Annotated in this window: 20 protein-coding genes; 5 read left to right on the top strand and 15 right to left on the bottom strand. The window is 68.4% G+C overall.

Annotated elements, in window-relative coordinates; all coding sequences use genetic code 11:
• Nucleotides 1-11 precede the first annotated feature (11 nt).
• From Tharo_RS16535 to cutA, 3 genes are read right to left on the bottom strand one after another with little or no spacing between them, the layout of a single operon-like run.
• Entirely contained in the window at nucleotides 12-626 is a 615-nt protein-coding gene (locus Tharo_RS16535; protein ID WP_107222149.1) for a riboflavin synthase, read from the bottom strand.
• Between the two features lie 55 nt (nucleotides 627-681).
• On the bottom strand, nucleotides 682-2,532 hold the full coding sequence (gene dsbD, locus Tharo_RS16530; protein WP_245880949.1) for a protein-disulfide reductase DsbD: 1,851 nt from the start codon (nucleotides 2,530-2,532) through the stop codon (nucleotides 682-684).
• Between the two features lie 5 nt (nucleotides 2,533-2,537).
• On the bottom strand, nucleotides 2,538-2,912 hold the full coding sequence (gene cutA / locus Tharo_RS16525) for a divalent-cation tolerance protein CutA (RefSeq protein WP_107222147.1): 375 nt from the start codon (nucleotides 2,910-2,912) through the stop codon (nucleotides 2,538-2,540).
• A gap of 124 nt (nucleotides 2,913-3,036) precedes the next feature.
• Here cutA and rfaE2 point away from each other — a divergent pair, with 124 nt between their 5' ends.
• Nucleotides 3,037-4,089 (top strand): D-glycero-beta-D-manno-heptose 1-phosphate adenylyltransferase, encoded by a 1,053-nt coding sequence (gene rfaE2, locus Tharo_RS16520; RefSeq protein ID WP_107222146.1) that lies wholly within the window; start codon nucleotides 3,037-3,039, stop codon nucleotides 4,087-4,089.
• 164 nt (nucleotides 4,090-4,253) lie between these two features.
• Here the strand turns inward: rfaE2 and Tharo_RS16515 are convergent, their stop codons facing one another.
• The 6 genes from Tharo_RS16515 to Tharo_RS16490 all read right to left on the bottom strand — a co-directional run bounded on the left by Tharo_RS16515 (nucleotide 4,254) and on the right by Tharo_RS16490 (nucleotide 11,620).
• Nucleotides 4,254-5,159 (bottom strand): HipA N-terminal domain-containing protein, encoded by a 906-nt coding sequence (locus Tharo_RS16515; RefSeq protein ID WP_211309629.1) that lies wholly within the window; start codon nucleotides 5,157-5,159, stop codon nucleotides 4,254-4,256.
• A gap of 5 nt (nucleotides 5,160-5,164) precedes the next feature.
• A complete protein-coding gene (locus Tharo_RS16510) occupies nucleotides 5,165-5,407 on the bottom strand; it encodes a helix-turn-helix transcriptional regulator (protein ID WP_107222145.1) in 243 nt (80 codons plus the stop codon).
• Between the two features lie 165 nt (nucleotides 5,408-5,572).
• Entirely contained in the window at nucleotides 5,573-7,504 is a 1,932-nt protein-coding gene (locus tag Tharo_RS16505; RefSeq protein ID WP_107222144.1) for a polysaccharide biosynthesis protein, read from the bottom strand.
• Between the two features lie 188 nt (nucleotides 7,505-7,692).
• Entirely contained in the window at nucleotides 7,693-8,718 is a 1,026-nt protein-coding gene (locus Tharo_RS16500; RefSeq protein WP_107222143.1) for an MraY family glycosyltransferase, read from the bottom strand.
• Nucleotides 8,719-9,666, bottom strand: a complete 948-nt coding sequence (locus Tharo_RS16495; protein ID WP_107222142.1) for a UDP-glucose 4-epimerase family protein — start codon at nucleotides 9,664-9,666, stop codon at nucleotides 8,719-8,721. It abuts the gene before it with no gap.
• A 13-nt stretch (nucleotides 9,667-9,679) separates the two neighbouring features.
• The gene (locus Tharo_RS16490; protein WP_107222141.1) at nucleotides 9,680-11,620 is read right to left on the bottom strand and encodes an acyltransferase family protein; all 1,941 of its coding nucleotides are present in this window, start codon (nucleotides 11,618-11,620) and stop codon (nucleotides 9,680-9,682) included.
• 226 nt (nucleotides 11,621-11,846) lie between these two features.
• Between Tharo_RS16490 and Tharo_RS16485 the strand changes: the two genes are divergently transcribed.
• The 3 genes from Tharo_RS16485 (at nucleotide 11,847) to Tharo_RS16475 (ending at nucleotide 15,896) form a co-directional block, all read left to right on the top strand.
• Nucleotides 11,847-13,592, top strand: coding sequence for a carbamoyltransferase family protein (locus Tharo_RS16485; RefSeq protein ID WP_107222140.1), 1,746 nt, complete (start codon nucleotides 11,847-11,849; stop codon nucleotides 13,590-13,592).
• Between the two features lie 2 nt (nucleotides 13,593-13,594).
• Nucleotides 13,595-14,368, top strand: coding sequence for a polysaccharide pyruvyl transferase family protein (locus Tharo_RS16480; protein WP_159051727.1), 774 nt, complete (start codon nucleotides 13,595-13,597; stop codon nucleotides 14,366-14,368).
• 97 nt (nucleotides 14,369-14,465) lie between these two features.
• Nucleotides 14,466-15,896: a hypothetical protein gene (locus tag Tharo_RS16475; protein WP_159051726.1), complete on the top strand. Its 1,431-nt coding sequence runs from the start codon at nucleotides 14,466-14,468 to the stop codon at nucleotides 15,894-15,896.
• Between the two features lie 24 nt (nucleotides 15,897-15,920).
• Here Tharo_RS16475 and Tharo_RS16470 read toward each other — a convergent pair whose 3' ends face one another.
• Nucleotides 15,921-16,550, bottom strand: coding sequence for a phosphotransferase (locus Tharo_RS16470; RefSeq protein WP_107222137.1), 630 nt, complete (start codon nucleotides 16,548-16,550; stop codon nucleotides 15,921-15,923).
• Between the two features lie 107 nt (nucleotides 16,551-16,657).
• Here Tharo_RS16470 and msbA point away from each other — a divergent pair, with 107 nt between their 5' ends.
• Nucleotides 16,658-18,445: a lipid A export permease/ATP-binding protein MsbA gene (gene msbA, locus Tharo_RS16465; RefSeq protein ID WP_107222136.1), complete on the top strand. Its 1,788-nt coding sequence runs from the start codon at nucleotides 16,658-16,660 to the stop codon at nucleotides 18,443-18,445.
• 27 nt (nucleotides 18,446-18,472) lie between these two features.
• Here the strand turns inward: msbA and Tharo_RS16460 are convergent, their stop codons facing one another.
• From Tharo_RS16460 to Tharo_RS16440, 5 genes are all read right to left on the bottom strand, one after another.
• The gene (locus tag Tharo_RS16460; RefSeq protein ID WP_107222135.1) at nucleotides 18,473-19,153 is read right to left on the bottom strand and encodes a lipopolysaccharide kinase InaA family protein; all 681 of its coding nucleotides are present in this window, start codon (nucleotides 19,151-19,153) and stop codon (nucleotides 18,473-18,475) included.
• Complete coding sequence (locus Tharo_RS16455; protein ID WP_107222134.1) at nucleotides 19,144-19,848, bottom strand: class I SAM-dependent methyltransferase; 705 nt, start codon at nucleotides 19,846-19,848, stop codon at nucleotides 19,144-19,146. The genes Tharo_RS16460 and Tharo_RS16455 overlap by 10 nt, the downstream gene beginning before the upstream one ends.
• Nucleotides 19,849-19,999: 151 nt before the next feature.
• A complete protein-coding gene (locus Tharo_RS16450; RefSeq protein WP_245880948.1) occupies nucleotides 20,000-22,201 on the bottom strand; it encodes an LTA synthase family protein in 2,202 nt (733 codons plus the stop codon).
• Between the two features lie 96 nt (nucleotides 22,202-22,297).
• Nucleotides 22,298-23,623, bottom strand: a complete 1,326-nt coding sequence (locus Tharo_RS16445) for a sensor histidine kinase (protein WP_245880947.1) — start codon at nucleotides 23,621-23,623, stop codon at nucleotides 22,298-22,300.
• Nucleotides 23,586-24,254 (bottom strand): response regulator transcription factor, encoded by a 669-nt coding sequence (locus tag Tharo_RS16440; protein ID WP_107222132.1) that lies wholly within the window; start codon nucleotides 24,252-24,254, stop codon nucleotides 23,586-23,588. The genes Tharo_RS16445 and Tharo_RS16440 overlap by 38 nt, the downstream gene beginning before the upstream one ends.
• Nucleotides 24,255-24,267 lie beyond the last annotated feature (13 nt).

Raw genomic sequence — 24,267 nt, 5'->3', positions numbered from 1 at the left:
GCGGACGGCATTCAGGCCGCGGAGCCGGCTTCCTCGCTGCGCCAGGCGAGCATGCGCTCGACGTAGCGCGCGATGAGGTCGATTTCGAGATTGACCCGGCTGCCGGCGCTCAGGTGCTTGAGGTTGGTGACCGCGACCGTGTGCGGGATCAGGTTGATCGAGAAGTCGCGCCCTTCGACGCGATTGACGGTGAGGCTGACGCCGTTCACGGTGATCGAGCCTTTCTTCGCGATGTAGCCGGCGATCGCCGCCGGGGCGCGGATCACGAGTTCGTGGCTCTCGCCCACCGGTTCGAACTTGAGCACTTCGCCGACCCCGTCGACGTGGCCGGTGACGAGGTGCCCGCCGAGGCGGTCGGCCAGGCTCAGCGCCTTTTCCAGGTTGACTTCGGCGCCGGCGAGGTCGAGGCCGACGGTGCAGTCGAGCGTCTCGCGCGAGACGTCGAACTTCACTTTGGCGCCGTCGCGCGCGATCACGGTGAGGCACACGCCGCTGTTGGCGATGCTGTCGCCGACGATGACGTCCCCGAGATCGAGGCCGCAGGTGTCGACGGTCAGGCGCACGCCTCCGGCGAGCGGCTCGATGTGTTCGATGCGGCCGACCGCCGCGATGATGCCGGAAAACATGGAAAGGGACTGAGCCGAAAGGGAGAAAGCCGGGATTGTAGGGGAAAACGGCGCGCTACAGGGCGCGCTCCAGCACGCTGGCGAAGGGCTCGGCCTTCATGAAGCCGACCACGCGCAGCCCCTGGCGCTCCTGGCCGCGGGCGTCGAAGAAGAGGATGCCGGGCGGGCCGAACAGGCCGAAGCGCTTGAGCAGGGCCTTGTGCTCGTCGTCGTTGGCGGTGACGTCGGCCTTCAGCAGCAGCATCTGGCCCATGCGCTCGGCGACGCGGGGATCGGTGAAGGTGAAGCGCTCCATTTCCTTGCACGACACGCACCAGTCGGCATAGAAATCGAGCATGACCGGGCGGTCGGTGGCGGCCAGCCGCGCGTCGAGCTCGGCGATCGAGCGCACTTTTTCGAACTGCGGCTGCGTCACCGCCCCCCCGGCCTGGGCGCGCAGCACGGCGAGCGGCTGCAGCGGGTCGCGCGAGCCGGCAAGCGCCCCCACCAGGACCGCCGCGCCGGCGATCGCGAGCGCCACGCCGACGCCCTTGCCCAGACGCATCCAGCCCCGTGCATGCGCAGGCAGGGGGTCGAGCGCATGCAGGAAGATGCCGGAAAACAGCAGCAGCGCCGCCCACCCCAGCATCGCCGCCAGCGCCGGCAGTACCGGAGTCAGCATCCACAGCGCCACCGCCAGCAGCAGTACGCCGAAGGTCTGCTTCACGCCTTCCATCCACGGCCCCACCTTGGGCAGCAGCGAGCGCGACGCCACCCCCACCGCGAGCAGCGGCGCGCCCATCCCCAGCCCCATCGCGAACAGTGCCCAGCCGCCGAGCACGGCGTCCCCGGTCCGGGCGATGTAGAGCAGCGCGCCGGCCAGCGGTGCGGCCACGCAGGGGCCGACGATCAGCGCCGAGAGCACGCCCATCGCGGTCACTCCGCCCAGGCTGCCGCCCTTGCTGTGGCTGGCGCTGTCGGCGAGCCGGCTTTGCAGCGCGGAGGGCAGCTGCAGCTCGTAGAAGCCGAACATCGACAGCGACAGCAGCACGAACACCAGGGCGAAGGCCGTCAGCACCCATACGTTCTGCAGCGCCGCGGTCAGCATCGTGCCGGTGACGCCGGCGGCGACGCCGGCCAGGGCGTAGGTGGCCGCCATCCCCAGCACGTAGGCCAGCGACAGCGCGAAGGCGCGCATGTGCGAGACCTTGTGTCCCTGGCCGACGATGATTCCGGACAGGATCGGAATCATCGGGAAGGTGCACGGCGTGAACGCCAGCAGCAGGCCGAAGCCGAAGAAGCTGGCGAGGATCAGCGGCACACTGGCGCCGGCGAGGAGGCGGGCGACGTCGCCGCTTTCGTCGCCGGAGACCACGTCCGGTGGCGTCGCGCTGGCGTCCGGGAGGGCCGCCAGGGTGGCGGCCGGGGCTGTCCCGGCGGTGTCGCTGCCGAGCAGTTTGCCGAGAACGCCGCTTGCGGCCGGTTTCGGGGGGGCGGCGAGGTCGATTGCCGCGCTCTGCGTGGTGGGCGGGTAGCAGATGCCGCCGTCCCAGCAGCCCTGGCTGGTGGCGATTAGCTCGAAGCGGGTGAGGCCCGCCGGCGCCTGCACCGGCAGCAGGATGCGCAACTCGCCGCGGTGGGTTTCGACTTCGCCGAAGAACTCGTCCCGGTGGCGTTCGCCGGCGGGTTTCTCAGGCGTGCCGAAGACGACCGTGGCGGGTTCGGCCTCGAAGCGGAACTTGTCGCCGTACAGGTAGTAGTCCTTGGTCACCTCGAACACGACTTCCACCGTCTGCGCATCGAGCGCCTGCGCGCGCAGCGCGAACGCCTTTTCGGGTGCGATCGGGTTGGCGTGCGCGGCGGAGGCGAACAGGCTCGCGAGCATGGCAAGCAGCCACAGGGTGCGATGCAGGAGGAGGTGGGGCATGAACGTCATTCGGCTGAAGGGTCGGATCGGGCTGGAGGCGGCAGGGACGGTGTGGCGTTCGTGCGCACCCAGTCGAGGTAGGCGGGCAGGCCCCGCTCCACAGGGACCGCCACGATTTCGGGAAGTTCGTAGGGGTGGCGGGCCCCGATCGCCGCCTCCAGCGCAGGATAGACGGCGGCGGTGGTTTTGATCAGGAGCGGGGTCTCGGTGGCCGTTTCGATTTTGCCCTGCCAGCGATAGACCGAGGTGCAGGGAGCGAGCACATTGACGCACGCCGCCAGCCCGTCCTCGATCAGCGTCGCCGCCAGCGCCTGGGCGGCAGCCGGGTCGGGGAGGGTGGTGAGGACGATCAGGAGGGGGCTCTGGGGCGGTGCGTTCATGGCGGATTTGCGGGCGGCGTGCCCGGAATGCGGCTCATGTTAACATCGCACCTCCGGCCGATGCCTTTTCCCGCATCAAGTCTTTCCCGCGCGCCTGTCCGCGACCCGCATCACGAGTTCCGCCATGACCTTCATCGCCCAGTACATCGACAAGCATCTTGCCGCCGTGGCCGCGCTGCGCGCCGTCGCGCCGGCGGTGGCCGCCGCCGCGCAGCGCATCGGCGCGGCGATCAACCGCGGCAACACGCTGCTGCTGTGCGGCAACGGCGGCAGCGCGGCGGACGCGCAGCACATCGCCGCCGAACTGGTCGGGCGCTTCGTCGCCGAGCGCCGCGGTTTGCCGGCGATCGCGCTGACCACCGACACGTCGATCCTCACCGCGGTGGGCAACGACTATGGCTACGACAGCGTCTTCGCCCGCCAGGTCGAGGCGCTCGCCCGGCCCGGCGATGTGGTTGTGGGGATCTCCACCAGCGGCAACAGCCCCAACGTCATCGCCGCCATGCACGCAGCGCGCGCGCGCGGCTGCGAGCTGATCGGCCTGCTCGGGCGCGACGGCGGCAGGCTGCGCGATCTGGTCGACGTCGCCGTCACCATCGGGGTGGCCGAGACCGCGCACATCCAGGAATGCCACATCATGGTCGGCCACATCTGGTGTGCCCACGTCGATGCGCATCTGGCCGCCGCCGGCCCGGTCGGCGGCGACCGCTGCGGCGGCGTGCTGGGCGAAGCCGAGGCGGTCGCCGCCGTGCGTGCCGCGCGTGAGGCCGGCGCCCGCGTGGTGATGACCAACGGCTGCTTCGACATCCTTCACCCCGGCCACATCGAGTACCTCGAACAGGCGCGCGCGCTGGGCGATCGCCTCATCGTCGCCGTCAACGACGACGATTCGGTGCGGCGGTTGAAAGGCGAGCGCCGGCCGGTGAACCCGCTCGACCACCGCCTGCGCATGCTCGCCGCGCTCGGCTGCGTGGACTGGGTCGTCCCCTTTGCCGAAGACACTCCCGAGCGCCTGATCTGCGCGGTGCTACCCGACGTGCTGGTGAAGGGCGGCGACTACACTCCCGAGCAGATCGCCGGCGGCGACTGCGTGCGCCGGGCCGGCGGCGAAGTCAAGGTGCTCGGCTTCGTCGAAGGGCACTCGACCAGCGGGCTGATCGAGAAGATCCGCCGCTGATTGGCGGCGGCTGGGTGGTGACCCTGGAAGATGCACGCCTCTGGGGACGCGACCTGGTGCGCGGGTGCAATTTCGAGCACCGCCACTGCGACATCCGCTACGTCACTCCGGCGCAGGTGCGCTGAGCCTTCTTGTCGTCAGGGCACAGCGTTGCTCGATCAAGGTCACGATTTGCTCAACCACAACATGGCCGGTGAAGCCACACTCGGGGTCGGACTGGAGTTTCCCCGCAGCCGGCGGCATCGACTTTGCCCAGGCCAGCTGCTGCAGCGAACTGGTCCTAGGTCCGGGCCACCTTCGTTCTGGTATTTCATTTCCGGCACCACGCCCAGCGCCTGGCAAAAATCCTCCTGGTGCAGGCGCTGCCGCTGGCCTTGTGCATTGGCCACCCGGTCGTAGCGCTCGACCAGCAGGAACGGTCGGTCCAACACGGAACGCACCTGTGACCTGGCCGGCTTGAGCTGCATCGCCCCGGCCAACGCCAGGCAGAAGCCTTCGTTGGTGACGGTGTCCGCCAGGGTACGGATGGCTGGCTTCAAGATATGTGAGCTGGGCGTTCCGTTTCGCGGCAGCCCGATCCGGGCGCCATCGAAAACCACCGGCAATTTGTCTTGAGCGCCCGCCAGTGAAAGCCGCAGGCCATCCTTGCCGGCCAACATCGGCCGATGCGGCAGTTCATCGAGAATGGCGACGATCTCTTCGTCGCCCAGCCACTGAACGTCGGCGCCTTGCTCAAGAGTGGGGATCGCCTGCCCTGGCTCCAGCAAGGTCACGGCGCCGGCACACTCCCCGCCGATGCGATCGAGCAGCGCAAAGTCATTCTGGCTCGATACCTGAAACTGCTGTGCAATGAGGCGCCGGAGTTGCCCCTCTGGCAACAGCCCCCCAAAGAAGGGGCGAGTGTGGTGATCGTCGAATGGCTCTGCTCGCAGCGGCAGGGAACTGGACAAGGCCACCGCGTCTGAACGTGAGAGCCAATCCGTGCTGTAACGGAAACCCAGCCGGCCCTCCACCAGGCTCAGGGTGCCGATTCGGTCAGCGAACAGCCATACATCCAGTTCACGTGCCATGGTCGCTACCCCTCCGGATTTACCGCCGGGGTCGATGGCAAGCCGGTGAGTTGGATCTCTCCGCCCAAGGCGTCGATCACGCGCAGCACATTTTCCAGACGCAGCGTCGGCTTGCCCGCTTCAAGGTCGACGATGAAGCGAACCCCAACCCCTGCCGACAACGCCAACTGGGGCTGCGTCAGGCCCAGCTGCTTGCGTGCAGCACGGAGTGCGTTACCGAGTTGTTCCGTAGTCCGTATGGAGCCCATCACCGATTTTCTTTCCCGTTCGGGAAATTATCGGACAGGGTCAAGAAGGGTGCAAGCGATCTTTCCCGTTCGGGAATTTTTCGGATAAGCGTGCGGCCACATCAAAAACTTTCCCGATCAGGAAAATTCTAGTGATTGCAGTGCGCTTGTTGCCTCGTCAAAAGCCTACGGCATGGCGCTGGAGGGGCGCGTCTCAGCGGCGGCAGGAATGAAGGCGGAAGTGGCGATCGGCGACGGGGCCGTGGTTTCCGTTGCGCTCGCCGGGTGGATTGCCGGCCGGTACTCCGGCACCCAGCGCCCGAGCCCGGCGCGCACTTTGTCGTCGCTGACCGGGCCCGGCTGCGACAGCCAGTCGCCCAGTTCCTCGAGGAAGGTCCCATTCACCGCCCGCGAGCGCGCGATGCGCAGCTTGGGGTGGGGCGTCTCGCGGGTTTCCTCGGCCGCGGCGAGCGGTTCCTCGTACAGCTTCTCGCCCGGACGCAGGCCGGTGAACTCGATGCGGATCTGGTCCTCGGTATAGCCCGACAGCCGGATCATGTTGCGCGCGAGGTCGACGATCCTCACCGGCTCGCCCATGTCGAGGACGAAGATCTCCCCGCCCTGGCCCATCGCTGCCGCCTGCAGGACCAACTGCGCGGCCTCGGGAATCGACATGAAGTAACGGTTGATCTCCGGGTGGGTGACGGTCACCGGCCCGCCGCGGGCGATCTGCTCGGCGAACTTCGGGATCACGCTGCCGGTGCTCCCCAGCACGTTGCCGAAACGCACCATCTCGAACTGGGTGGGGCCGGCGCCGGCCCGGCTCAGCGCCTCGCAGACCATTTCCGCCAGGCGCTTGGTCGCGCCCATGACGCTGGTGGGGTTGACCGCCTTGTCGGTGGAGATCAGGACGAAGCGTTCGGCGCCGTGGCGGCGGGCCTGCGCCGCCACCTGCAGGGTGCCGAGGACGTTGTTGCGCACTGCCTGCCAGGCGTTGCCCACTTCCATCAGCGGCACGTGCTTGTAGGCGGCAGCGTGGAACACCAGCTGCGGCTGCCAGGCGGAAAAGATTTCGTCCACCCGGGCCGCGTCCTTGACGTCGCCGGCCAGCGGCACCACGTCCACTTCGGGCCGGTGTTCGCGGAACCATTGCTCGATGCCGTACAGGGCGAATTCGCTGGCCTCCATCAGCACCAGCCGGGCGGGGGCGAAGCGGGCGAGCTGGCGGCACAGCTCGCTGCCGATGGAGCCGCCGGCACCGGTGATGAGCGCGGTCTTGCCGGCGATCATTGCCTGCACGTGCGCGGAGTCGATGTGCACCGGTTCGCGGCCGAGGAGGTCCTCGATGTCGACCGGGCGCATGGCGTTGATCGCGACGTGGCCGTTCATCAGGTCGTCGAGGCCGGGCACGGTGAACACATGGGCGCCGGCGCGCACCGCGATGTCGGTTGCACGCTTGAGTGCGGCGCTCGCCGCGGAGGGCATGGCCAGGATCACGTGGCTCACCTTGTAGTCGTGCAGCACCTGGGGAAGGCGCTCGATCGCGCCGACCACCGGCTGGCCGTGAAGCTCCCGCCCCCACTTCGCCCGGTCGTCGTCCACCAGGGCGACTACCTGCCAGTCCGGGCTGCGCGCCAGTTCGCGCACCAGCATCGCGCCCCCGGTGCCGGCGCCGACCACCACCACCGGCTTGCCGGCGCCGATCAGGCCGCCGTACAGGCGATGCTCCTTCCACATCCGCCACGCCGCGCGGCCGCCGCCCATCACCACCACCAGCAGCACCGGATAGAGCACGAGCATCGTGCGCGGCAGGGCGGGGGGGCCGCGGTCGACGGCGATCACGAGCGCCATCGCCACGGCGGAGACGCCGACCGCCTTCAGGACCCGGCGCAGGTCGGGCAGGCTGGCGAACACCCACATGCCGCGATACAGCCCGGCCCAGCGGCAGGCGATGGCGTGGACGAGCAGCAGCACCGCTCCGGCCGCAAGCAGCTTGTCGGCGTAGTGTGCGGGGAGATCGAAATTGAAACGCAGCGCAACGCCCCCGACCCACGCCACGAGCATGGCGAGGAGGTCGAAGAGGAAGACGATGGCGGAGCGGGTGGCGTTCTTGAGCATGGGGTGGCGCCGCGCCGGCCAGTCCTGTCCGGTGAGCGCGGTCGCGATTCTAACCGCTTGCCCGGGCAGGGATGGCGTGGCGAATCGATTTGTCTCACTTGCTCACAAGAAAACGCCGCGCCGCCCCAGCCTTGCCCGCGCCCCCGGGGGGCGGAAAGGGCAAAGCCGTTTCCCGGCGGCACTCGACATCACTGCTTTTCGGCGGCCCCGGCGCGGAAGCGGAAGGCCAGCAGCACCAGCGGAGCGTAGGCGAGCACGACGCCGGCGAGAACATCCAGGATTCCGCTGCCCACCCCCAGCGCGAGCGGCAGCAGCCACAGCAGGTTGATCGCCGCCACCGCCAGCGTCACCGGCCGGTGGCGGCCGAAGTGCCGGGCCGCGTGCTGATAGGCATGGCTACGGTGGGCCTGGTAGAGCTTTTCGCCCCGCAGCAGGCGGCGCAGCAGGGTCATGGTGGCGTCGGTCACGAACACGCCGAGCAGGATCACCCAGGCCCAGAACAGCTGCGGCGACACCCAGCCGGCCTGCAGCGACAGCACTCCCAGGGTGATGCCGAGGAAGCCGCTGCCCGCATCGCCCATGAAAATCTTCGCCGGCGGGAAGTTCCAGCACAGGAAGCCCGCGGCTGCGGCGGCCAGCACCAGCGGCAGGAGCGACAGCGCCGGATGCCCGGACAGCAGGTAGAGCGCGCCGCCGCCAAGACCGGTGCAAACCGCTTCGACGCCGGCGATGCCGTCGATGCCGTCCATGAAGTTGTACAGGTTGAGCATCCAGACCAGGTACAGCGCGCCGAAAACGGCACCGACCCAGCCCGGCATCTGCAGGGCGGTGAGGAACGGCACGGGGGGCAGGCCGCCGAGCCAGGCCAGCGCCCAGGCGGCGGCGCTGAAATGGGCCAGCAGCCGCCAGCGTGCCGCGATGTGTCCGTGGTCGTCGGCGAACCCGACCACCGCCACCGCCCCGCCCGCCCCGAGCAGGGCCCACAGCTGCGCCGGCGCGATCACTTCCGCCGCCCACAGCGCGGGCAGCGCGAGTGCGGTACCGAGCACGATCGCGACGCCGCCGCCGCGTGGCGTCGGCAGGGCGTGCGAGCTGCGCGCGTTGGGCACGTCGATGATGCCGCGCGCCAGTGCATAGCGGCGCAGCAGGCCGGTCAGGGCGGCCGAGAGGGCGCCGACGGCGAGGATCAGGCCGAGTTGGGCAAGCACCCCCATTCATTCTCCTCCGGCGCCGGCGGCCATACGCCGCAGGCCTTCATCGACGCCGATGGGCGGGGTCCAGCCGAGCGCTGCGCAGGTCGGCGCGATGTCTACCTGCAGGTTGCTGCACAGACGCCGGACCATCGCCTGCCGTCCGCTCAGCGTCCCGCCCAGCGCCAGCAGCCACGGCGGTACCGGCAGCAGCCGGGCCGGCACGGCCATCGCCGCGGCCAGACGCAGCAACAGCGCGGTCGTGGACAGGTCCTCGCCGTCGGAAACCATGAAGGTCCGGTTCGCGGCGGCGGGGTGGTCGATGCAGGTCGTGATCAGGTCCACCAGGTTGTCCACCCCCACCAGCGAGCGCCGGTTGTGCCGGATGGCGCCGAGCGGCAGGGGCAGGCCGCGCGCGAGCCAGCGCATCAGGGTCTGCAGGTTGGCCTTGACGCCGGGGCCGTGGACCAGCGGCGGACGGATGACGGTGACGTCCATGCCGGTGCTGGCGGACAGGGTGAGCAGGCCCTGTTCGGCCTCGTGCTTGGAGAGGGCGTAGGGGTCGCCGGGCGCGGGGCGGTCGTGCGCGCAAAAGGGGCGGCCCGGTGGCGAGCATTCGCCATTGACCTTGACCGAGCTGATGAAGATGAAGCGCCGCACGCCCGCGCGGGCCGCCTGCCGGGCCAGTTGCAGGGTGCCGTCGACGTTGACGCGGCGGAACTCGGCGAGCGGATCGGCGGCGCCGTCGTTCATGACGTGGACGCGCGCCGCGGCATGGACGACCACCTCGCGCCCGCCAAGCAGCCCGCGCCAGTCGGCGTCGGGGCCGAGGGCGGGGCCGGGCTGCAGCCCGCTGCCCGGCGGCGGCCGGCGGGCGGTGCCCACCGCCTGCCGGCCCTCCGCCTGCAGCCGGCGCAGGAGGGGGCGCCCGATGAAGCCGCTCGCGCCGGTGACCAGAAGTGAGGTGCTCATCGATCTGCAGGCTTCATGTGCCGCCTTTGTCCGAGGCGAGGGAGTGTTGAAACAGCGGGATCAGCAGGGCAGCACCTTCTTGCGAGAGATGGTGCGCATCGCGATACAGCGGCTTGCCGGCGCGGAGGGCGCGGCAGCGGTCATCGTCGCAAAATGCGTGGCCCGGGTCGAGCAGTTCGAAACCGGAGGGGGTCACGGAAACGTCGGCGATGCCGAGCATCGCCCGCAGCGCCCCTTGCTGGCGGCGGTACTCGGCGGCGGGAAGGTCGTCCGCCGGAGGCCAGCCGAACCACGCCGCGCGCGCGGCCAGGGAGGGAATGCTGCCCGGCATTTCGGGGACCTGCTCGACCACCACCACGCGGATGCCGCGTGCGTGAAGCCGCTCCACCAGCGCTTCGAGGGCATCGGCAAAGCGCCGCCGGTCCTCGTCGGATTGCGCAATGGAGAGGTAGTACGACCAGCGGGCGACGAGGAACACCGTGCGCAGCGACGGCTCGCGGTCGATGTACTCGAGCACCGCGTGATTGAATCCGGTGCAGCTCGTTTTTGAACGCTTGAACTCGAGCGTGCCGAGCAGCGGCGGGCAGGCGGATTTTCCCGCAAAGCGCCCGCCGAGCCCTTCCTGCGAGGCCGCATGGTCGACGGCGGGGGCCAGCGATAGCGCATGGGAATCTCCCCAGAGGAGGAATCCGGGCGCGCCGTTTTTGCCCAACGTGCATAGACCGCCGTCGCGGATGGCGTCGAGTCCGAGGCCTGAACAGGCTTCGCGAAAAGGGATCGGCTCTTCGGCGATGGCTGCGGTCGCCACTACGGCTGCGGGAAGGCGCATGGGCAGGCCGCCGCTCAGGCGCACACCGATTCCCGCCAGGCTGGCGAGGCCGACGGTCAGTGCGGTGGCGCGGAACAGGGTGCGGCGCGTCAGTCGGCGGCTTTTCCCTCTCAGCGGGCGCTCGACGTAACGCCACGAAAGCACCGCCAGCACCAGGGTGAGGGCGGCCAGCCACAGCAGTTCGAGCCCCGCCGGGGCGCGTCCGAGACGATAGTGGGCGAAAACGAAGAGCGGCCAGTGCCAGAGATAGAGCGAATACGACAGCAGGCCGGTGAGAACGAGCGGCCTTGCGCCGAGGATGTGGTTGCACCGCGCTCCACCAGCGCTGCCGGCGGTGATGACCATCGCCGTGCCGAGGACCGGAATCACCGCGCTGAGTCCGGGGAACAGGGTGGCCGCGTCGAAGGTGAACACGGCAAGGCCGATCAGTGCCAGGCCGGCGGTCGCCAGCGCATCGCGCAGGGCGGCGGTCTGCGGCGGGGGGATCACCCGAAGCGCCAGCAGGGCACCGGCGAGCAGCTCCCATGCGCGCAGATGCGGCAGATAGAAGGCGGCCTCCGGCGCATGTCGGACGACCGCTGCCGCCGCCAGCAGGGAGAGCAGTGCGCAGCCGGCGATGATTGTTCGGAGATGGGCGGGAAACCAGCGCAGCGCCGCCAGCAGCAGGCAGGGAAAGACGATGTAGAACTGTTCTTCTACGGCCAGCGACCAGGTATGAAGAAGGGGTTTGTCGATCGCTTCGGCATCGAAATAGTCGGTTTTCTTCCAGAAATACAGGTTGGCAGCGAAGAACCATGCTGCGACCAGGCTGGATGAGAGCGCTTCCAGATCGGCCGGCAGGAACCAGATGCAGCCGGCGAGGAAGCTCGCCCCGGTGACCACCGCGAATGCCGGCAGCAGGCGCCGGATCCGGCGCTCGTAGAAGGCGGCGAAGGAAAATACGCCCATCCTCATCTCGCGGTGGAGGATCGACGTGATCAGATACCCGGAAATGACGAAGAACACATCGACGCCGACGTAACCGCCCTCGAATCCGGAAAGCCCGTAATGGAACAGGATGACGGGAACGATCGCGACCGCCCGCAGGCCGTCGATATCAGGTCGGTAGGTGGGATGAAGGCTCAAGGGGGGCGCTCAAGGCTGTTCGCTGCAAACGTGCGCGAGGGCGGCAATCATGCAGTGCACAGGGACTCGGTGCAAGGCTGTGGCGAATGCGCGAAACCGCCTGCGAGGCGCTGCAACTTGTGCTCCCCGGCATGCCGGGCGTCGTTCCCGGGCAGCGTATAATTCGCCCCCTCGAAGCCGGCATCCGCCCTGCCGTCCGCTCCCCTGTTCACCCGGAGGCTCGCCCTTGTCCCTCACCATCCTCGGCCTTTCCGGCGCGCTCACCCACGATCCTTCCGCCGCCCTCTACCTCGACGGCCGGCTCGTCGCCGCGGCGGAAGAGGAGCGCTTCGTCCGCGACAAGCACGCCAAGAACCGCATGCCTTACGAGGCGGCGAAGTTCTGCCTCGAGTTCGCCGGCATCCGGCCCGGGGACGTCGACATCGTCGCCATCCCCTTCGCCCCGATCGGCATCACCGAAAAGGCGCGCTGGCACTACGCGAAGCGCTACTGGTACGCCCCCGACCGCGGGCTGGATGCGATCCTGCTGGGCAACCGCCGCTTCCACCGCTACAAGAAGCGCATCGAATGGTGCCTGGCGCAGCTCGGCTTCGACCTCAGGAAGGTGCGCATCGAGCCGGTTGAACACCACCTCGCCCATGCTTCCAGCGCCTACCACTGCTCGGGCTTCACCGAGAAGACGGCGATCATGGGCATCGACGGCAAGGGTGAGTACGCCACCACCTTCTTCGGCTGGGGCGAGAACGGCCGCATCCACAAGATCAAGGAGTTCTACGACCCCGATTCGCTCGGTGGGCTGTACGGCGCGATCACCGAGTACCTCGGCTTCGAGATGCTCGACGGCGAATACAAGGTGATGGGCATGGCGCCCTATGGCGACCCCAGCCGCTACGACTTCTCGCGCCTGGCGAAATTCGAGCACGGCGAGCTCGTCATCAACACCGACTACGCCAACGTGATCGGCTTGCGGCGCTACAAGGAACAGGGCAAGGGCTACTACTTCTCGCCCAAGCTGATCGACTGGCTGGGGCCGATGCGCCACGGCGACATCGCCGACGACCCCTACATCCACTACGCGGCGAGCATGCAGAAGCTGTTCGAGGATCTCGCCCTGCAGATGATGGACCACTACCTCGGCGACATCCTGCGCGAGACCGGACGGCTCGCCTTCGCCGGCGGCGGCGCGCTCAACGTCAAGCTCAACCAGAAGATCATCGCCCGCCCGGAAGTGAAGGAGCTGTTCGTGCAGCCGGCCTCGGGCGATTCCGGCACCGCGGTGGGGGCGGCGTCCTACGTCTCGGTGCAGCGCGGCGTGGCGGTGGAGAAGATGGAACACGTCTATCTCGGGCCGCGCTACACCAATGAGGACGTCATCGCCGCCTGCGCCAGGCACCCGGCGCGGCCGCAGTGGCAGGTGCTCGAGGACGGCGACGTCGCGGTGCCGCAGCGCATCGCCCGGATCCTCGCCGACGGCCACCCGGTGGCCTGGTTCCAGGGCCGCATGGAGTTCGGCCCGCGCGCGCTCGGCGGCCGCTCCATCCTCGGCTGCCCGAGCGCGCCCGGGGTGGCCGACCGGATCAACGAGCAGATCAAGTTCCGCGAGCGCTGGCGCCCGTTCTGCCCCAGCATGCTCGACACCGTCGGCCCGCAGATGCTGCAGACCGACCATCCGGCGCCGTTCATGACCTTCACTTTCGAGGTCGCGGAAGAGTGGAAGACGCGCGTGCCCGAAGTAGTGCACGAGGACGGCACTTCGCGCGCCCAGGTACTGCGGCGCGAATTCAACCCGCGCTATTACGACCTGATGAAGGAGCTGGAAACGCTCACCGGCAATGGCGTGGTGCTCAACACTTCGCTCAACCGCCGCGGCGAGCCGATGATCTGCTCGCCGACCGACGCGCTTAACATGTTCTTCGGCTCGGACCTGCAGTATCTGGTGATGGAAGATGTGCTGGTGGTGAAGGAGGGCTGAGGGTGAAGCCGCTGCGGCTGTACTGGTCGAGCTCCAAGCCGAATTTCGGCGACGCGCTCTCACCGCTGATCTGCGCGCGCGTGTCCGGCCGCCAGATCGTCCATGCGGAAGTCGGCCGATGCGATCTCGTCGCCCTCGGCAGCCTGCTGCAGCGCGTCAAGGAGCATTTCTGGACGCGCCGCATCACGGTGTGGGGAACCGGATTCATCGAGCCCGTGCCGCCGCATCGGAGCCGGCATCGCTATTGCGCCGTGCGCGGAAAGCTGACCGCATCGATCGTGCGCGCCGGCGACGGGGTCGCGCTCGGCGATCCGGGCTTGCTCGCCTCCATGCTGGTGGACGACGAGGCGGGCCGGGAGGCGACGAAGCGCTATCGTTGCCTGGTGATCCCGCACTACAAGGACCGGGCGCATCCGGCGCTCGGAGAGCTGCTTCGGCAACGGCCCGATGTGGAAGTCGCCGATGTGTTCGAGCCTGCGCTCGATCTGTTGCGCAAGATCCGGGCGGCCGATGTCGTCCTGTCTTCGGCGATGCATGGCCTGATCGCCGCCGACAGCCTGGGGGTGCCGAATGCCTGGCTGAAACTCTCCGACAATGTGCGCGGGGGCGACTTCAAGTTCCGTGATTACTACAGCGTGTTCGGCATCGCCCCCGCACCGCTGGTGCCGGGGGCCGAGCTTTCCCGCAGCCTCGAGCAGGTGCGCGAAACGTATGCCCGCCCCGGCCTGGAGCAGATCAAGGCCGCCTTGCTCGACAGCTTTCCGCGCGACCTTTGACCGGCCGCATGCCCGGTGACGCTTCCAGAAAATGCTAGAAACATTATCGAAGGCCTTTCCGCGGATCGCGCGCATGGGCGCTGATCGCCGCGCTCCTGTGCTGACCGCGTTCGTCCTGAGCCTGGTCTTGTCGGTGATCGCGGTTGCGGGGAGCGACGACCTCAATCGCGACGGGATGCTCTACGTCGATGCCGCACGCGCTTTCCTGGACGGCGGGCTGGAAAGCGCCAGAACGCGCTTCGACTGGCTTTTCCTGCCGGCCCTGATCGCCGGGCTTGCAGCCGTTACTGGCCTCGATCCGGATCTGGCCGGCTATGCGCTGTGCGCAGTGCTGCTGGCCGCGGCTTCTGCGCTCCTGGTGCTCCATTCGGAGAAGGTTTTTGGCGGCACCGCCTGGGCGGCCTGCCTGGTCGTGCTCGCCATTCCCGCCTTCAATGGTTACCGCGAGTACATCATCCGGGAGTACGGCTTCTGGTGCTTCACGCTCCTGTCGGCGTGGCTCGCCATGCGCTGGGTCGAAAAGCCGGCGTGGTCGGCGGCGGTATCCGGGCAGGTGGCGCTCTGCATCGCTGCCGCATTCCGGGTCGAGGCGCTGGTGTTCCTCCCGGTGATCATCGCCTGGCAGCAGCATGCCTCGCGCGGAGGGCAACTCCGCCCGCGGCTCACGATGCTGCTCGCCTTGCCGCTGGCTGCCCTGGTGCTCGGCGCATCCGCCTACGGGTTCGGGATGTTCGATCTGAGAGGGCGGCTCGCCTTCTATCTCAGCCTGATCCAGGAAAGCGTCTTGTTCGCTAGCGGGGTGGACGAGTTGGCGCACTCGGTCCTGCCCGATCTGTCCCGGGACGATGCCGGAATCATCCTGTTCTGCGGCCTCGTCGCGCTCGTTGCGGTCAAGTTTTTCAAGACGCTGGGACTGTTCCTGATTCCCTTCCTGTTCGCCTTCAGGACCCCGGGGGTCTGGTCCCGCGCGCAGCCGCTGTCCGCTCTGTTCCTCGCCTATCTGGCCGTGCTGGGCGTGTTCGTCACCGGAATGCTGTTCGTCACGTCACGCTATGTGAGCTTCCTGAATCTGCTGGTGGTGCCCGTCGTCGCGCACGGGCTGATGCAGATGATGCGTCGCTGGCCGGGGCTGAAGCTTCCGCTCGTGCTGCTCGCGGTGGTGGTGATGCTCGCGAATGTCGTTTCGCTGTCGCCGAAAAAGCACCAGTACGCTGAGGCCGGCGCCTGGCTGAGAGCGAACCTGCACGACCCGCAGAGGGCGTACGTCGAGGGGCGGCGGGTGCGCTATCACGCGGGGCTGGAGCAGGAAGAGTCGCCCTTGTCGCCCGCGGATGCGGTTCAGGAGCCGCTCAGATCGAAATTCGACCTTTTCGTGATCGAGGCCCCGGCGGAACGGAATGCCGCGGCGCTGGATGCCTGGCGGACAGAACACGATCTGGATCTGATCGCCCGTTTCCCGGGACCCGGGAGCGAGGTGCTGATTCTTGCCCCGCGCAAGGGCAAGGCCGGCGCCGCAGGCAGGCGGTGACTCCCGGGCGGTGCGGGGCCGGGCTCAAGCGGAGCCGAGCGGAAACGGTCGCTGCGCCACCTCGCGATATCCCGCGCTCAACGCCGCCCCCTCATCCCCGCCGAGAATCCAGGCTCGATCCACCTTGATCCGCAGCAGGTGTTTCGCATTGCGCCGGCGGCGCCAGGACGATAGCGGGCGGCGCCCGGTTTTCATGTCCGCGACATCGATCAGGCCGAGCCGGCGTTCCGCGGTGAGGACGACATTGCCGAGGTGGATCGAGCGGAAATAGATGCCCCGCTCGTGCAGGGTGGCGATGAAACGGCCGAGCACCTGGCGCAGGCCGGGATCCGCCTGTTCCCCGGCGATCAGCTGACGAAGCGTTGTGCCCGGCAGCGGGCGGTAATGGACGACGTCGCGGCCGGCCGCCGGCACGCGGAAGCAGTCGATGACTTCGGGGCAGGGAATGCCGCGCGCGCGCAGGGCCTGCACGTTGTCGACGAAGCGTTGTGCATACGGGTACCAGCTTGCCGAACTGAGCAGGCGCTTGCGCCGGAACAGCTTCAGGTAGCTGCCGTCGGCCAGCACCATGACCTTCGGCCCATGGCTGTCTCGCTCGATGACGGTGGCCTCCCGGGTGAGGTCGACGAATGCCTCGTGGCTGCAGGTCTTCACGCTTCGCTTTTCTCCGTCAAAGCGCGATTGTAATCACAACGGGGGGCGGATTTTCGCCTCTGGCGGCCGTGCTACCATCGCGCCACCCTAGAACACGCTGAAACGACATGACTTCTCCCGCCGATCCGGCATCGTCCAGCCTCCGGATCTACTTCCGCCTGCTGGGCTATGTGCGGCCCTACATCGGCACCTTCGCCGTCAGCATTCTGGGCTTCATCGTTTTCGCCTCGTCGCAGCCGATGCTGGCTGCGGTGATGAAGTATTTCGTCGACGGCCTCACCGACCCGGCGGCGGCGCTGGACGTGGGCGTGGCGCTGGTCGATGGGGTGGCGTTGATGAAAGCAGTGCCGCTGATGATCGTGCTGATCGCGCTGTGGCAGGGGCTGGGGTCCTATCTCGGCAACTACTTCCTGGCCAGGGTGTCGCTGGGCCTGGTGCACGATCTGCGCGTGCGCCTGTTCGACAGCCTGCTCCGGCTGCCCAACCGCTACTACGACGCGCACAACACCGGCCACCTGATCTCGCGCATCACCTTCAACGTGACCATGGTGACGGGGGCGGCGACCGACGCGATCAAGATCGTGTTCCGCGAGGGGCTGACGGCGATCTTCCTCGTCATCTACCTGCTGTGGATGAACGCGAAGCTTACGCTGGTGATGGTGGCGGTGCTGCCGGTGATCGGCGTGCTGGTGAATATCGCCAGCCGCAAGTTCCGCAAGCAGGCGAAGAAGATCCAGGTCGCGATGGGCGACGTCACCCATGTGGCCTCGGAAACCATCCAGGGCTATCGGGTGGTGCGCAGCTTCGGCGGTGAAGCCTACGAGTCGGGACGCTTCGCCGCGGCGAGCGCGAACAACACCCGCAAGCAGTTGCGGATGGTGAGGACCAACGCGATCTTCACCCCGAGCCTGCAGCTGGTGACCTACGCGGCGATGGCGGTGGTGCTGTTCCTGGTGCTGCTGCTGCGCGGCGACTCGAGCGCCGGCGATCTCGTTGCCTACATTACCGCGGCCGGCCTGCTGCCCAAGCCGATCCGCCAGCTCTCCGAAGTGAGCTCGACGATCCAGCGCGGCGTGGCGGGAGCGGAGAGCATTTTCGAACAGCTCGATGAGACGCCGGAAGTCGACGACGGCACCGTCGAGCGCGAGCGGGTCGAGGGGCGGATCGAGGTCCGCGGGCTGGCCTTCCGCTACCCGGGTGCGGAGCGTCCCGTGCTGCACGACATCGCCTTCGACGTCGCGCCGGGGCAGATGGTGGCGCTGGTGGGGCGCTCGGGCAGCGGAAAAACCACGCTGGCGAACCTGATCCCGCGTTTCTACCATTACGAGGACGGCCAGATCCTGATCGACGGGGTCGAGGCGCGGGCCTACCGCCTGCGCAACCTGCGCCGCCACATCGCGCTCGTGACCCAGCAGGTCACCCTGTTCAACGACACCGTGGCGAACAACATCGCCTATGGCGATCTGGCCGGGGCGCCGCGCGCGGCGATCGAGGCCGCGGCCGAAGCGGCCTATGCGAAGGAGTTCATCGATCGCCTGCCGCAGGGCTTCGACACCGAAATCGGCGAGAACGGCGTGACCCTCTCCGGCGGCCAGCGCCAGCGCCTGGCGATCGCCCGCGCGTTGCTCAAGGACGCACCGATCCTGATCCTCGACGAGGCCACCTCGGCACTCGACACCGAATCCGAGCGTCATATCCAGGGTGCGCTCGACCATGCCACCGCGGGACGCACCACGCTGGTGATCGCCCACCGCCTGTCAACGATCGAGAAGGCCGACCTGATCCTGGTGATGGATCAGGGCAGGATCGTCGAACGTGGCACCCACGCCGGACTGCTGGCGGCAGGCGGAGCGTATGCCCGCCTGCACGCGATGCAGTTCCGCGACGAAGGCTGAGCGCGTTTCAGACCGCCGCCATGGTGGTCAGGGCGGGGACCGCGAAGCCATGGCGCGCTGGTAATGGCCGAGGAGATCCCGCCAGTCGGCGTCGGGCATTGGGCTGCGGTGGCGGTCGAGCTGAGCGAGGTCGTGGCGTGACGCCAGCCGCGGCAGGAGCCGGCGGCGGGCCTTTTCCAGATCGAGCAGGGCGACATCCACCGCGGCGCTGTTTTCCGTGCTGCGCACGAAAATGTGCTTGGGATAGAGGCAGCCGTGCTGCCAGTGGCCGCGATGCATCCGGGCGAGCGTTCGCGCAAGTTCGCGCAACATCGCCGCCCGGGTGGCGGGGTCGTGCGGCTGGCGGTACCAGGCGTCGAGGTTGATGTAGCCCTCGAGCGCCTCGGTGACGAGGATTGCCTGCCACTGGCCGTCCTGGTTGCGGGCGCCGCAGTAGGTCAGCGTCGGCACAGGCACTTCGAGAGTGGCGAGGGCGCGCAGGGCTTCGGCCTCGCGCAGCACCGTGGGGCGGCCGAAAGGATGGCGCAGGGAACGGTGGACATGGCCCGTTTGCCGCTTCACGTACAGCAACGATCCCGTTTCGCCGCGCAGCAGCTGCACTCCGCTGTTGCCGCCGCGGCGGACATTCGGTGCCTCGACCCACTCGCCCCGGGTGTTCCACCAGTGGATGAAAGGCCGGGCAGGCCCGCTGCAGGCGCTTACCGGCATGACGGTGCCGCCTTGCGCAAGACATAGACCCGCCACATCGCATAGCCGGGGAGGAAATCGTGGCGGCCGATGATGCCGAAGCCGGCACGGACGAATTCATTCTCGATCACGCTGCGGGAGACGACGAAGCGGTTGGCATTGCTGCCGGTCTTGCCCGCCGCGGCGCGGCGCCGTTCGAGGCGGGCACGCTTCCAGGCCTTGTAGTTGCCATCGACCCAGAGCGAGAGGATCACGGTGTCGCGGCTGACCCGGTGGAACTCCTGCAGCATGGTCAGGCGGTGTGCGCTGTCGCTGATGTGATGCAGCAGGCGCATGCAGAAGATGCAGTCGACGGCGTCGTCGGGAAGGTCGATGGCGAAGGCCGAGGTGCGAAAGGTCTGGACGCGGCGGACGATGTCGGCCGGCTGGTGGGCGAGCGCCGTTTCCAGCATCGATTCGGAATTGTCGGCTGCGAGGATTTCGCGATCCGGACGCTCGGCCAGCAGCGGCCAGAAGCGGCCGGCGCCGCAGGGCAGATCGAGCACCCGCTGCGGATCGCCGGCCTGGGCGAGCGCACGGCGCGCGAGCTGGATGTCGCGCAGATGGGACAGACGCCGGGCGAGGCCGTCCTGGTGCTTGGCAAGATACTGGGCTGCGTGGGCGCGGTCGTATTTATGCGAGAACGCCAGGTCGACCGGTGCTTGCTTCATCGGCATTCGTTGTTCCTTTCCATGTCGGGGTGGGCGTGATCGGATTCGGCCCGAACCAGCATGCCCATCCGAGTTTAAGAAAAGCTTAACAAACGGGACCTACGGGCGCCATGGGCTCTTTGGCCGGGCTCGAGAGTGTGCACGGTGTCGTCATCGGTCATCGGTCGCTGGCAACTGGCCGGTGAGGTGGGTTGGCCGCGGCCGTCGCGTGCGCCGTGGTGACTCCGGCAGTGTTTTCGAGCAGGCTGCGGGTTGCCGCGTGCAGGAAGGCTTCCAGCCGGCGTGCCATGGCCTGCTGCCGTGCGGCATCCTCGAACGTGCCCGCTGCGGAGGTTGCGCCCACGCGGTAGCGGTAGAGCTTGCCCTGGCGGTCTTCGGACAGCACCAGAGCGGTGTCGCCTTCGAGGATGGCGACGTTCTGGCTGCTGCCGGAGGGCTTGATGACGCCGAAGCCGGCGTCGCCCGCAGGCAGTGCGAGCAGGTCGCGGCCCCAGCATTGGTGGGTGGTTGCGCCGCCGAGCCTGCCCATGATCGTCGGCACGACGTCGACCTGGGTGCCGACGACGTCGCGCGTGGCGCCGAACTTCTCCTGGATGCCGGGGGCGATCAGCAGCAGCGGCACGTGGAAGCGCAGCAGGTCGATGTCGGTGAGCTGTTCCACGCCGCCGAAGCCATGATCGCCGACGATCACGAACAGCGTGTCCTTGAACGAGGGCAGTTGCCGCGCCTGCTCGAAAAAGCGGCCCAGCGCCCAGTCCGAATAGCGCATCGCGGTCAGGTGCTGGTCGTAGGCACCGTGGCCCGTCACCGGTTCGACCGGCAGCGGATCGGGCAGCGCATAGGGGCTGTGGTTGGAGAGCGACTGCAGCAAGGCGTAGAAGGGCTTGTCGCCGCGCGCGCGCAGTTCGGTGATGGCGCGGTCGAACATGTCCTGGTCGGAAACGCCCCAGGTCGGGTCCGAGAACACCGGGTTCACGAAGTCCCTGCGGCCGATGAAGGTCGTCATGCCCTGGTTGCTGAAGAAGCCGGCCTGGTTGTCCCAGGCGAAATCGCCGTTGTAGACGTAGAGGTCGTCGAAGCCACGGGCACCGAGCAGCTGCGGCAAGCCGGAGAATTTCTGCGCGCCCTCGGGCGTCTGCATCAGGTACTCGAAGCCGGGCAGGTTGGGAAAGCAGGCCATGGTGGCGAACATGCCCTGGTGGGTGTGCGTGCCGTTCGAGAACACCCGGGTAAACAGCAGGCCTTCGCGCGCCAGCCGGTCGAAGTGCGGCGTGATGCCGCTGTCGTCGCCGAGGGCGCCGACGTAACGTCCCGCGAAGCTCTCGAGCAGGATCACGACGACGTTACGCACCGGCAGCGCGGTGGCCGCGGGCGGCACGTAGTGGCGGCGCACGGCGGCCTGGCCGGCGTCGACCAGGGTGTCGTCCGGCGTCAGCAGCAGCTCGCGGATGACGCGTGTCGCCTCGGTGTCGGCGATCGCGTCCAGCCAGGCGCGCTTGCGCTGGTCCGACAGCTCGTGCCGGGTGGCGTCGTACAGCGTCAGCGCCGCATTGAGGCCGAGATGGTTGGCGAACATCGAGTCGGTCGTGAACGCATCGCCCCAGCGCAGCGGCGGTCCCTGGCGCAGCGTGCCGCGTGCGGCCGCCGCCGATACCACTACGCACAGCAGCAGTGCCAGCCAGCGCCAGCCCGGGTGTCCCGCGGCCTTCATCGCGTGCGCGGGAGCGGGGTGCGTGGCGCGGTCGAGGCGGTGGAACAGCCAGGCCAGCAGGGCGCTTGCCGCCAGCCAGACGAGGACGTAACGGGCGACCGGGAAGCCATGCCAGACCATGCTCAGGACGGTATCCGGGTCTTCCTTGAAATACTGGAAGAACAGCTTGTTCAGGCGCTGGTGGAATTCGCGGTAGAAGTCCAGTTCGATGACGCCGAGCAGCAGGGCGAGGCTGGCGCAGGCGGTCAGCCACATCCGCTGGGCGCCGCGCGCGGCCATCGCGCGCGTGCTCGCGAGCGACAGCACCAGGGGCAGGCAGATGAACGACACCAGCCGCAGATCGAAGCGCAGGCCATTGAAAAAGGCTTCGGCCAGGATGGCAGGCGCGATGCCGTCGATCAGTTCCCGGTTGTGTACCAGCAGCGCCAGGCGCAGCAGGAAGAACATCGACAGCAGCAGGGCGACGCTGCCGAGGAGAAAGCCGAAGTGGGCGCGCAGGCTGATCGGCGCGGCCGCGTGCGGGATGGGGCGGTTCATGGACGGGCCGTGGTCGGGGGCTTCGCCGCCGCGCGCGCGAATCTTCGTGCCGGCCGGAGTGCTGGCGGGTGCGATGAGGGAGGGGGCGAGGGGCAGACGCTGTTCGGGCATGGTCGCGCGGAGCCGGAGAGGGTCCGCGCAATCTACGAAAGCGCCCGTGAGGAAAGCGTGATGCGGGTGTGAGGAAAGTGTGAGTGTCGCCTACGCTTACGCCGCCGTCGGCCCTGGGCCGAAGTCGATCGTCAGACAGGCGCCGCCGTCGGGCCGGTTCGCGGCGTGGACGGTCCAGCCGCAGGCCGTGCAGATGTGCCGGACCAGCGCCAGGCCGAGGCCGTGCCCCGGTTTGCTCCCGCCGCGCCGGAAGCGCTCGAAGCAGCGCATCGGATCTTCCGTCCCGAAGCCCGCGCCGCGGTCGAGCACCTCGAGCCGGCGCCCTTCCTGCACCACCTCGATCGCGTGCCCTTCGCCGTGGCGGAGTGCGTTCTCCAGCAGGTTGTGCAGCACCAGCGCCAGCAGGTTGGGGTCGGTTGCGACTTCGGCCTGGGGGTCGATGCGGATCGTCAGTGCCTCGGCCCCGGCGGGGTGCAGGCGGCTCCATGCGCTGCGTACCGCCGCCCCCAGGTTGACCGGCTCGACGACTTGCGGCCGGGCTTCACGGGCGAGCAGCAGCAGGCTGTGGGCGAGCGTGGTCGTGCGGTCGGTGGTGGCGATGATGCGCTCGGCACGGCGACGGGCCTTGTCGGACAGAGAGCTGTCGGTGAGCAGCATTTCGGCGTCGCTGCGGATACCGGCCAGGGGGGTGCGCAGCTCGTGCGACAGATTGGCGCTGAAATCGCGCTCGCGCGTGAGCACGGCCGCCTGCCGGGCCTCGGCCCGGTCCAGGGCGCGGGCCACGGCAAGGAGTTCGGCGTCGAGACTTTCTTCGGCGAAGGGGGTGCCGTCGCGCTCGCCCTCGACGCGTTCGGCGAGCGTCTCCAGGCCGCGCGTCATCCGGCCGGCGATTGCGTAGACGAGCACGAAGGACAGGGCGACCAGCATCAGGTCGCCGATCACGACTGCGGTGATCACCGCAGACTCGCGCGCGCGATGCTCGGACTCGTCATAGACGAGGACGTAGCGCTGGCCGTCGGCCCCGCGGACGGCGACGTGCAGTTCGCGCCCGGAGGACCAGTCCTCGTGATTGCCGAGCGGAAGTCCGGCCAGTTCCGGGCTCAGCCCTTGCGGCAGTTCCGCCCCCGGCGTGAAACGGTAGAGGGTCATATCCGGCGTCTGCGGCCCGATCAGGATGCCGAGCTGGCGGCTGTGCTCGATGCTGTACTGCAGTTGCTCGTCGAGCGTGCCGTCGATGAACTCTTCTTCCATCTCCTCGTAGAGCCCCACCAGGGCGAGCGACTGCGCGATGATGAGGACGACCAGCATGGCCGTGACCGACACCGCGATCCGGATGCGCATCCCGCCCGACAGCCAGCGCCGTCCGCCGCGGTGTGCGGCGCTCTCAGCGGTTGACGAGCTTGTAGCCGAGGCCATGGACATTCACCACCTGGGTGGGGGCGTCGTCGCCGAAGGCTCGACGCAGGGTGTGCAGCACGCTGCGCAGATTGTCGCTGCTGTCCTGCTCGTGGCCCCAGACCGCGATCTCCAGCTCACGCCGGGAGAACACACGCTCGGGCTGCGAGAGCAGTTCGGCGACCAGACGCAGGGCTTTCGGGGGCAGTGCGAGGAGACGGCCCTGCAGCCGCACCTCCTGTGTTGCGGCCTTGAACTCCAGCTCGCCGTGGCGCAGCACCGGATCGGCCGGGCGGGCGGTGCTGCGCCGCGCCAGCGCCAGCAGGCGCACCTCGAGTTCCTGCAGGGCGAAGGGCTTCACCAGGTAATCGTCGCTGCCGGCCTCGAAGCCGAGGAGCTTGTCTTCCAGCGCGTCGCGCGCGGTCAGCACCAGGATCGGTGTTGCGTGGCCCTCGGCCCGCAGCCGGCGGGCGAGCACGAGGCCGTCGCCGTCGGGGAGGTTGCGGTCCAGGACCAGCGCATCGAACGGGGAGCGTGCGAGCAAGGCCGATGCCGCCACGATCGAGTCGGCGTAGTCGCACTGGTGACCGCGTGACTCCAGGTACTCGTAGATGTTCTCGGCGATCGTGCGGTCGTCTTCGATGATGAGCAGGTGCATCGGTCTGGACGGG

It is taken from the genome of Thauera aromatica K172 (assembly GCF_003030465.1).
In the GTDB taxonomy this organism is placed as follows: domain Bacteria; phylum Pseudomonadota; class Gammaproteobacteria; order Burkholderiales; family Rhodocyclaceae; genus Thauera; species Thauera aromatica.
This window is presented reverse-complemented; position numbering and strand designations above follow the sequence as displayed.